This window comes from Shewanella sp. Isolate13 (assembly GCF_022398325.1).
Lineage (GTDB): Bacteria > Pseudomonadota > Gammaproteobacteria > Enterobacterales > Shewanellaceae > Shewanella.
The window spans coordinates 19,584-30,251 of the sequence record NZ_JAKEVD010000045.1 but is presented as its reverse complement, the minus strand read 5'-3'; the positions used below and the strand labels follow the sequence as shown (position 1 = coordinate 30,251).

Below are 10,668 nucleotides of genomic sequence, written 5' to 3'. Positions count from 1 at the left end.
AACCAAGCCCATGTTTTGGTATTTTTATATCAAAAAATAATTTTCCTGAAATTTAAAAATCACAGCTAAGTTAGCCAGATTTTAAATTTAAAATTAAATTTATTTTTCGAAAAAGAACKGCTTTCTTTGCTGGCCTTTATTCTTTGCACCGCCATTTAGCTGATCCATGGTTTCTGCATTAAACAGTTTACCGTTAACCATGGTGTAGGTTACGCGATCAGTTACGCGAATATCTTCCAGCGGATTACCATTGATAACAATTAAGTCGGCTAGCTTACCTTTCTTGATGGAACCGATTTGGTGATCCATGGCAAAGTGCTTAGCAGGGTTAATGGTTGCGGTTTTTAGCACTTCCATATTGCTCATACCACCTTGAGCAAACATCCACATTTCCCAGTGAGCCGCTAAACCTTCACGTTGACCATGTGCACCAATGTTGGCCTTGATCCCGACTTCATTTAGCTCATTGGCAACGCGAGCCACATTAAAGTGGTTATAGTGCTCATCGGGTGCTGTTGGGCGACGCATCGAACGCGCATCCAAAATATCCGATGGCACATACATGGATAGACGAGGGTGGGCCCAGACATCAGTTTTGTCATACCAGTAGTTTTCACCTGAAATACCGCCATAGGCGACAACCAGTGTTGGTGTGTAACCTACATCGGTTTGCCCCCAGAACTGCTTAATGTCGCTGTAGATATTGGCTGCCGGTAATGAATGTTCAATACCGGTATGGCCATCGGCAATCATAGTTAAGTTATGCTGAAGTAAGCTGCCACCTTCGGGGACCACCATCATTTCGAGTTCACGTGCTGCAGCAATAACTTGTTGGCGTTGGTTACGGCGTGGCTGGTTGTAACTCTTAACACTAAATGCGCCAACCTTCTTTAAGCGCTCTAAGTGGAACTTGGCATCATCGAGTGAATCGATGTGTGAAGTGTAACCGGGTAAGTTGGCACCATATAAAATCGTACCGGTTGAGAAGATGCGTGGGCCAGCAATATTACCGGCTTTCTGTTGTTCAGATGCGGCAAAGATTTCGGTGGTGTCATTGGATGGATCATGAATTGCGGTGACACCTAAAGATAGGTTTGAGTACAGCTCCCAGTTTTGCTGAGGAATGATTTCATTCTCACCTTGAGCACCGTGAGCATGAGCATCGAATAAGCCTGGCATTAAGGTTTTACCTTTGATGTCGATAACCTTAGCATCACTTGGAATATCGATAACAGAAGCTGGGCCGACGCTGACAATGTGATTGTCTTTAACGATTACCGTGCCATTTTCGATCACTTCATCATTTTCCATAGTAATGATTTTGCCACCGACAAATGCGACTGTTCCACGTGGAACATCGGCTTTTTGAGTGAAACCAAGGTCAGTAATCTTTGGTTCAGTCTTGTCACCCTCTGCTTGTTGTTTATATTGAGTATCAACATTAACTTGGTAAAGCTCAGGACCAAGTGTCCAGTACAGCTGATTGCTATCGGTATTCCAACTGATGCTTTCACCTGCGCGAACACTTAACTGCTCTACTGGTAGGTTACTGGCCTTAGGCCCAATTTGAATTGTTTCTCCATGCTTAGCGAATGGCGTGACAAATACTTTGAAGCGTTCGGCAAAGGCGAGCTGTTTGCCATCGGGTGAGACTCTAAACTCAGTAGCGTGCTTACTGGTGTAATGCACACGTTTTTCAAAACCATTGAGGCCAATCGATGCTAGCTGTGGTGTTTCGCCACTCTCCATAAAGTAGACGCGATCATTATCGGCACCAAATTGTGGCTGGTAACCAGCAGAGGTGATCTTAGTATTGTTATCACCATCGATATCAACTTGGTAAAGACCGGTTTCTTGTGACCAAGTACGCGGAGTGATATAGCCGCCTTTAGCTTTACGGTAAACCACGGTTTCACCATCAGGAGAGAAGGTTGGTTCTACATACTTGCCTGGCTCATTAGTGAGTACTTTTACCCGCTTATTGCGTACTGTTGCTAAACTTACGGTACCTTGTTCTTGGTCATCCCAAGTTGTAAATACCACTTTTTTTCCATCCCTTGACCACTGCGGAAACAGTTCACGTAGCTCGCTATCGAGTTTAGTCAGGCGCGACATTTTGCCATCGGGTAGGCTCTTAACCCAAATCTTGCCGAGTGCTTCAAATGCAACTTTTTTACCGTCAGGTGACACTTGTGCCATTCGCAGCATTTTTACATTGAATACGTCTTTATCGAGATCCTGGGTAAAGCGAACAGCTGGCTGTACGGCACGCTCAGTCTTAACGGTAAATGGAATTTGTTTTACCGACTTTGACTCAACATTGAGTTTATTGATTTTACCATTAGCCCAGAACAAGATTTCTTCATTATCAGCAGTCCAGCTCATGGTTGGATAAACGCCGTGAATCGCCCAGGTTTCTTGCATGTCACGGTCTAGGTCACCATACAATTTTTTAGTTTCGCCAGACTTTAAATCCAATAGATAAAGCGAAGATTGGAAACCATCACGCTTAATATAGGCCAGCTTATTACCGTCTGGACTTGGTGTTGGTCTAATCGCGCCGCCAGTTCCTTGGATTAATACTTCAATATCACCAGTTTGTGTGTCGTAACGCTTAATCTTATAGATGCCTTTTACAGAATCTTTTGAGTAGTGGAATGTCTTACCCGGCGTTGCATCTTGGCTGAAGTAGATATAGCGACCATCAGGTGAGTAGGCTGGCTCACCTAAATCTTTCTGTTCATTTGGGCGCTCAGTCAGTTTTACCCCGTCACCACCGGCAACGTGATACATCCATACTTCTCCTGCACCTAAGCTGCGGCTACCGGTAAAGTGCTTGCGTGCTACTAGGTATTGGCCATCTGGACTCCAAGCAGGACTGTTCAATAGGCGGAAGGTTTCTTTGGTGACAGGGCGAGGGTTGCTGCCATCGGCTTCCATTACCCAGATATTGTCACCGCCATCTTCATCAGAGGTAAAGGCGATATACTTACCATCAGGGCTATAAACAGGCTGCATCTGCCAAGCAATACCTTTGGCAAGTGGTTTAGCTTCGCCACCCTCAATTGGCATTTGATAAATATCACCAAGTAGATCGAACACAACATGCTTGCCATTAGGACTGACGCTGACATTCATCCAGGTGCCTTCATCGACATCAATTTTTATTTGCTCTAAAGGGGCGTTTGCTGGTGCATTGACTTGCCATGCTTGGCTATCTTCTTCTGCCATAGATGGAGCACTAAGGCTTAATGCTATGGCGGCATATAGGGGGGTAAACTTATTCTTTAGCATGATAATCCTAATTATTGTTATCGTTTTAAAGGAGTGGGTTTCAATTCAATTGGTTGATTGTTAGCGCTAGCGCTTAAATGGATATTAATTTGTGCAACAGTTATCGCACAAATTGCTTAACAGTAAAACAAAAAATCTGTTTCAATTAGTTAAGTTAATAATGGCCTGACTAATAGGTGGGTGGGCAATAGCCATAGCAGCGTATAGGGGGTGGACAGGCTGAACAGAGTTACATTATTGGGGCAGAGCAATCGTGGCTGGCTTATGAGTTGTTTGGCTGAGTTGAGTCACTTTGCTCAGCCAAAGAAAAGGCTATGGCGATATTAACTCAACATTATTGTTTATTTTGATACTTGAACCTGTCATTACTCGGCAAGTTACTCCGCCACGCCAGCCGGGCAACAGTGCTTGCTCTAACCCTGGGTAAGCCATTTCCATCTTGTTACAAGGATCTGTCTCACCGGTGATCTCTAAAATGAGCTCGCCGATAACCAGTTGCTTACCGATATCTTTGGAGCAGAAACTAATTCCATCAACGAGCAGGTTGGCGCGGCGAGTAAGCCAAGGAAGATTTTTACCTATTTGATTACAGGCAAGCTGCCATTGTTGAAGTGACATCACTGTAACTTGACGTTTGCCCGGACGGCCAAATATGTCATTTTCAACGCCTTTGGCTTGGGTGACTTCGGCCTTTTCAACCGAAGTCATTTGACCGCGTTTTACCGTTTTAAATGCGATACCTATTAGTGATGCCATGATAATTCCTTTTATCTCATTTGGGTTGAAGTACTAAAGGCCTTTCTTTATCAAGTACTGATAAGGTGTGCTTTCCGTTTGACTGGCAATTAAGGTGTGATCCATAAATTCGCAAAAGCTCGGAATATCACGAGTTGTTGCTGGGTCATCAGCAATGATAAGCAGAGTTTCACCTTCGTTCATTCGCCTTACTGATTTGCGAACCATCATTACCGGCTCTGGACAGCGTAGGCCTAAAGCGTCGAGTTGATGTTGTGCTGCATTAAATTGGTCGTTCATATTACCTCGGCAGAACGATTAAACAGAAGTGGCTAATATTACTCCAGCGCCTCAGTTTATCCAAGTTGCTAGCGGTAAATTGTGAGCCTAAGGTCATTAATGTTTTGCTGTGTTCCACGTGGAACATTACGCAAGCTTGTACCGTGTTACGCTGTTAGTGGGGCAAAACTTGCTCGAAGCAGTTGTTGTATATCTTCGGGGGCTAACGCTATATCAAGCCCTCTGCGACCACCGCTAACATACATTTGAGCGAGTTGAGCTGCAGTCTCATCTATCACTGTGAGTAATTGTCTCTTTTGTCCTAATGGGCTGACGCCACCTAATACATAGCCACTGCTGCGTTGCACTTCTATCGCATCAGCCATCACTGCTTTTTTCGCTTTGGCAGCTTTTGCTATTAACTTCATGCTGAGCTTTTCGGCTACAGGAATAATGGCTACAGCAAGTTGCTTACCATCTAGTTTAACCACTAAGGTTTTAAATACCAGTTCTGGAGCAACGCCAATCTTTTCGGCTGCTTCTAGACCGTAGGCTTGGCAAGATGGGTCATGGTGATACTCATGCACTTGATGAGTGATCTTGTGTTTAATGAGTAGATCGATAGCGGGGGTCATTGCAGTTACCTATATTTATTGCGCTAGCTTTATGGCTTAAGTCGATGCGGGTTTTGCTTTAGAGTAATTTTTCCATAATCAGCACCTTAATACCGTGATAGCTGACCTGTTCTACAGCTTGCCAACCAAGGCGGCGATATAGGCCACCAGTCAAATCTTCAGTTTGTAAGTTAATGCTGTTTACCCCTAACTCCTTGGCCTTATCAATAATAGCGCTTACTAAGACATTGGCGATGCCTTTCCCTCTATGTTCAGAGGCAACATAAACACCACCAAGCCAATGTTCTCTCTCGGGGTAGATATCCATTTCATGGAAACGAAGTTGAGCGGCACCGAGCAGTTCATTGCCATCTTGGGCTAAAATAATCAAAGGAAGCGTGTTGTGATTAAGGTAATCTCTGAGTTTCAACTCTAGCTCTCTAGTGCTACGGCCTTCACCAATATAACCCCACTCATCGCTATACCATTTAGCTATTTGTGGCAGAGCTGATTCATTATCGGCAAGCAATAGTAATTTCATTACGGATCCTAATGGGGAGTTGGTGACTTCAGGTTAATGCAGTTATCGGCGTTAGGCTAGATGGTTTGATTTTGAGTTTTAATTGCAGCTTGAGTGATTTGGTATTTGTTTGAGATGGACTGATTCGAAGACGAAAACAAAAAAGCCAGCTTACGCTGGCTTTTCTACTAAGAGTGAACGAACGCTTAAGGGCGTTCGAAGATGGTCGCGATACCTTGCCCTAAACCAATACACATAGTGGCAAGGCCATACTTAGCATCTTTAGCTTCCATCAGATTGATCAGCGTGGTTGAAATACGCGTACCAGAACAACCGAGTGGATGACCGAGTGCAATAGCACCACCGTTGAGATTAACTTTCTCCTCAACTACATCCATTAAGCCTAAGTCTTTTACGCAAGGTAGTGATTGAGCCGCGAAGGCCTCATTAAGCTCGATAACGTCTAAGTCATCAACGGTTAGACCTGCACGCTTAAGGGCTTTTTGAGTCGCGGGTACAGGGCCGTACCCCATAATAGCCGCATCACAACCGGCAATCGCCATTGAACGAATGCGCGCGCGAATGGGGAGACCTAACTCTTTGGCTTTCTCTTCTTCCATCACTAGCATAGCTGAGGCGCCATCTGACAGTGCTGAAGAGGTACCAGCAGTAACTGTACCGTTGGCTGGGTCAAAAGCAGGACGTAGACCAGACAGTGATTCCATTGAGGTTTCTGGGCGGATCACTTCGTCATAGTCGACTTTAATCAATGCGCCGTCGGCGTCATGTCCTTCAATCGCCACAATCTCGTTAGCGAAGCGACCTTCAACGGTTGCAGCGTGAGCACGTTGATGTGAACGTACCGCAAACGCATCTTGCTGCTCACGAGTAATGCCGTGCATTTTACCGAGCATCTCTGCGGTAAGGCCCATCATGCCTGAGGCTTTGGCGACGTTGTTGGCAAGACCTGGATGGAAGTCGACGCCATGGTTCATTGGTACATGACCCATGTGCTCAACGCCACCAACGATAAAAGTATCGCCTTGGCCAGTCATAATGGCGCGGGCGGCTTGGTGCAGTGCGTCCATAGATGAACCACATAAACGGTTTACAGTAACCGCGCCAACTTGCTTTGGAATGCCTGCAAGTAGGGCAGCGTTACGGGCAATATTAAAGCCTTGTTCTAAGGTTTGCTGCACACAACCCCACATCACATCTTCGATGGTGTTTGGGTCAAGTTTAGGATTGCGCTCAAGTAGCGACTTCATCAATTCTGCAGACAGAGTTTCTGCACGTACATTTCTAAATACTCCTGCCTTTGAGCGGCCCATTGGAGTACGAATGCAATCTACGATAACGGCGTTTTTCATTGTTCTAATCCTTCCTGCTTAAGCCTGCTGGTAGTAGCTGCCATTGTTGGCGGCAAGTTCGCGCATAGTGTCGGTCACTTGGTATAGACCCCCTAAGTGTGCATATTTGTCGGCAAGCGCCACAAAGTTAGCCACACCCATAGTATCTAGATAACGGAATACACCGCCTCTAAATGGAGGGAAACCAAGACCGTAAACTAGGCCCATATCCGCTTCAGCAGGCGAAGCGATAATTCCTTCTTCAAGACAACGTACTGTCTCGATAATCATTGGGATCATAGTGCGAGCAATGATCTCATCTGACTCAAATGCTTTTTGCTCACCAAACTCTGCTTGCAGCAGCTCATAGCTAGTTGGGTCCAAATCTTTCTTTGGCTTGCCACGACGGTCAACCGAGTATTGATAGAAGCCCTTACTGTTCTTCTGACCAAAACGCTCAGCTTCAAACATTACGTCAATGGCATCTTTACCAGATTTGCCCATGCGGTCAGGGAAGCCTTCTGCCATAACTGCCTGTGCGTGATGACCTGTGTCTAGACCAACCACATCAAGTAGGTAAGCTGGGCCCATTGGCCAACCAAATTGCTTTTCCATTACTTTATCGATAGCTGCAAAATCAGCACCATCAGCTAGCAAACCACTAAAACCTGCAAAGTAAGGGAAGAGTACGCGGTTAACAAAGAAGCCTGGGCAGTCATTTACCACGATAGGGGTTTTACCCATCTTGCTGGCATAAGCCACAACTGAGGCGATAGTTTCGTCTGAGCTATTTTCGCCACGGATCACTTCGACTAATGGCATTTTGTGCACTGGATTGAAGAAGTGCATACCACAGAATCGTTCAGACTTTTTAAGGCTCTTGGCTAATAGATTGATTGAGATGGTAGAGGTGTTAGAGGTAATGATGGCGTCTTCACTAACGTGTTGTTCCACCTCAGCCAGTACCATAGATTTCACTTTTGGATGTTCAACAACCGCTTCAACCACCACATCAGCATCTTTTACTGGTGCGTAATCGAGTGCAGGAGTGATGTTATTCAGTACCGCTGCCATTTTCGCAGGCGTTGAACGGCCACGCTTAACTTGTGCGGTAAGCAGTTTAGCCGCTTCACCTAAGCCTAAATCGAGTGCCGGTTGGGCGATATCTTTCATCACGATTGGTGTACCTTTGCTGGCACTTTGATAGGCGATGCCGCCACCCATGATGCCAGCGCCCAGTACAGCTGCCGAGTCGACTTTCTTAGCCAGTTTACTGGCCTTTTTCGCTTTACCTTTTACGAGTTGGTCATTTAAGAAGATACCAATCAGCGCTTGGGCAACTTCAGTTTTAGCCAGCTTTACGAACGCTTGATGTTCAACTTGTAAAGCTTCTGCTCGGCTACACTTTGCTGCTTGCTCAATAACGCTAATGACAGCCATTGGCGCAGGGTAGTGCTTGCCTGCAACTTTAAATACCATGCCTTTAGCTGTCGCAAAAGACATCATGGCTTCAAGCTTAGGTAAGGTGAGTGGTGCTTGCTTCTTAGCGCGGCGAGTTTGCCAATCTAGCTTTTCTGCTAGGGCATCTTTAAGCATTTTTAACCCAGCAGACTTTAAGTGCTCTGGAGCAACAACGGCATCAATAGCGCCAACCTTTAGTGCTGCTTCTGGACGTTGATCTTTACCTGAGGTAATCCATTCAAGTGCATTGTCTGTACCAATCACACGGGGTAAACGCACTGTGCCGCCAAAGCCTGGGATAATACCTAATTTGGTTTCAGGTAGGCCAATACGAGCTGTGGTATCTGCTATGCGGAAGTCTGTTGCTAGGATAGTTTCACAACCCCCACCTAGCGCAAAGCCATTAATTGCTGATAGGGTTGGGAAAGGTAAATCTTCTAACTTATTAAAAACGTCGTTAGCTTGTTCAAGCCAAGAGTGTAATACCGCATCCTCTTCAGTGAACAGTCCTAGAAACTCTGTGATATCAGCGCCAACGATAAAAGCATCTTTGGCAGAACTGAGCATCAGTGCCTTGATGCTTGGATCTTGTTTGATGCTGTCTAGTGCAGCATTGAACGAATCGAGTGTTACTCTATCTAGCTTGTTGACCGAACCTTGCGCCTTAAAGCACAGGTTAGCGATATTATCTTCGAGTAACTCAACCTCAATTGTAGGGCTTTGGTAGATCATTGCTTGCTTCCTTATAGCTTAAGTTCACTATCCAGATCGTTAATGATTTTATTATCTGAATGTCACTTTCTTTGTCACAGCAGCCTAGGCCATCATTTGACCAGTTGTTATCCAGTGTGCGATGAATCACAAAAAATTACAACACCCAATTTAAACGATCGTTTAGTTTCTTGGTGCGGTAATTTCTTGAGCCTTAAAAATCAGTGTTTTAGTTTAATTGCTTGCAAGGTAGATATTTGAGTTTACAACAGTAAACTTAGCCAGAAATAGCTTTAAAGAAAAATTTATTTAGTGATGTGATAGACTGAGTCGATGTCGAAAATTTGGCTAAATAATAACAATAGGGTAACCCTCATGGAACAGTTAGCGCACCTCTATCATGACCATATTCAAGTGCTCAATCAGCGTGTAAGAGAGCTCTCTTGCCGTGAGAATTTAGCGGGACTCGTCATTCATTCTGGTCAGCCGCATAGACAGTTTTTAGATGATATGGATTACCCTTTTAAGGTGAACCCTCACTTTAAGGCTTGGTTACCGGTCATCGATAATCCAAATTCTTGGTTGGTGGTCAATGGCAGTGATAAGCCGTTATTGATTTTTTATCGCCCAGTAGACTTTTGGCATAAGGTTGCCGATGAGCCTAGCGACTTTTGGGCCGAACATGTCGATATTAAGTTTTTGAGTAAGGCAGATAAGGTTGCCGAGTACTTACCTAAAGACGTTGAGAATTGGGCCTATATTGGTGAGCATTTAGATGTTGCCGATGTGTTGGGCTTTAACAGGCGCAACCCTGACTCTGTGTTGAGCTACCTTAATTATCATCGTGCCAGTAAAACCGCTTACGAATTGGCGTGCATGCGCAAAGCGAACGAAATTGCGGTGACTGGGCATCAGGCTGCCAAAACAGCCTTCTATAATGGTGCGAGCGAATTTGAGATCTTGCAAGTTTACTTATCGGCTATCTCACAAGGTGAGAACCAGGTGCCTTATAGCAGCATAGTTGCACTCAATGAAAACTCCGCCATCTTGCATTACACCGCGCTTGAGCATGTTAGCCCTGAGCAGCGTCGCTCATTTTTGATTGATGCCGGCGCTAACTATAATGGTTATGCCTCCGATATCACTCGTAGCTATTCATTTGAGAAGAACTGCTTCGATGATCTGATCACCGCGATGGATAATATGCAGCGACAGATCATAAGCATGATGAAGCCGGGTGTGAGCTATGCACAATTACACATACAAACTCATTATAAGCTAGCGCAGATCTTGTTGGATTTTGATATTGTCCGCGGCGATGTTCAGGGACTGGTCGAACAGGGAATAACCCGTGCCTTCTTCCCCCATGGATTAGGGCATATGCTTGGCATTCAGGTGCATGATATGGGCGGCTTCCTTTGCGATGAAAAAGGCACGCATGTCGCGGCACCTGAGGCTCATCCATTCCTACGTTGTACTCGAGAACTTGATATCAACCAAGTACTGACGATTGAGCCGGGCGTTTATATTATCGATTCCCTGTTGGCAGAGCTAAAGCAAGACCAGCGTCAATCACAGATCAATTGGCATACGGTTGATCGCATAAGGCCGTTTGGTGGGATCCGTATTGAGGATAATGTAATAGTTCATGGTGATCGTATCGAAAATATGACCCGTAATTTAGGTCTGAATCGTTAACCGAATG

At 45.1% G+C, this 10,668-nt stretch carries 8 protein-coding genes; 1 reads left to right on the top strand and 7 read right to left on the bottom strand.

The features are described from left to right. Nucleotides 1-99: 99 nt before the first annotated feature. From L1D44_RS19595 to fadB, 7 genes are all read right to left on the bottom strand, one after another. On the bottom strand, nucleotides 100-3,294 hold the full coding sequence (locus tag L1D44_RS19595) for an amidohydrolase family protein (protein ID WP_239892957.1): 3,195 nt from the start codon (nucleotides 3,292-3,294) through the stop codon (nucleotides 100-102). 312 nt (nucleotides 3,295-3,606) lie between these two features. Further along, nucleotides 3,607-4,050 (bottom strand): MOSC domain-containing protein, encoded by a 444-nt coding sequence (locus tag L1D44_RS19590; protein ID WP_239892956.1) that lies wholly within the window; start codon nucleotides 4,048-4,050, stop codon nucleotides 3,607-3,609. 33 nt (nucleotides 4,051-4,083) lie between these two features. Then, nucleotides 4,084-4,329 (bottom strand): sulfurtransferase TusA, encoded by a 246-nt coding sequence (tusA, locus tag L1D44_RS19585; protein WP_239892955.1) that lies wholly within the window; start codon nucleotides 4,327-4,329, stop codon nucleotides 4,084-4,086. A gap of 146 nt (nucleotides 4,330-4,475) precedes the next feature. Next, nucleotides 4,476-4,943: a Cys-tRNA(Pro) deacylase gene (gene ybaK, locus L1D44_RS19580; protein ID WP_239892954.1), complete on the bottom strand. Its 468-nt coding sequence runs from the start codon at nucleotides 4,941-4,943 to the stop codon at nucleotides 4,476-4,478. A gap of 58 nt (nucleotides 4,944-5,001) precedes the next feature. After that, on the bottom strand, nucleotides 5,002-5,463 hold the full coding sequence (locus L1D44_RS19575) for a GNAT family N-acetyltransferase (protein ID WP_239892953.1): 462 nt from the start codon (nucleotides 5,461-5,463) through the stop codon (nucleotides 5,002-5,004). A gap of 185 nt (nucleotides 5,464-5,648) precedes the next feature. Beyond that, nucleotides 5,649-6,812 carry an acetyl-CoA C-acyltransferase FadA gene (gene fadA / locus L1D44_RS19570; protein ID WP_239892952.1) on the bottom strand — a complete coding sequence of 388 codons (1,164 nt, stop codon included), beginning with the start codon at nucleotides 6,810-6,812 and terminating at the stop codon, nucleotides 5,649-5,651. An 18-nt stretch (nucleotides 6,813-6,830) separates the two neighbouring features. Beyond that, a complete protein-coding gene (gene fadB, locus L1D44_RS19565; RefSeq protein ID WP_239892951.1) occupies nucleotides 6,831-8,984 on the bottom strand; it encodes a fatty acid oxidation complex subunit alpha FadB in 2,154 nt (717 codons plus the stop codon). A gap of 354 nt (nucleotides 8,985-9,338) precedes the next feature. Between fadB and pepQ the strand changes: the two genes are divergently transcribed. Continuing rightward, nucleotides 9,339-10,661 carry a Xaa-Pro dipeptidase gene (gene pepQ, locus L1D44_RS19560; protein ID WP_239892950.1) on the top strand — a complete coding sequence of 441 codons (1,323 nt, stop codon included), beginning with the start codon at nucleotides 9,339-9,341 and terminating at the stop codon, nucleotides 10,659-10,661. Nucleotides 10,662-10,668: the final 7 nt, after the last annotated feature.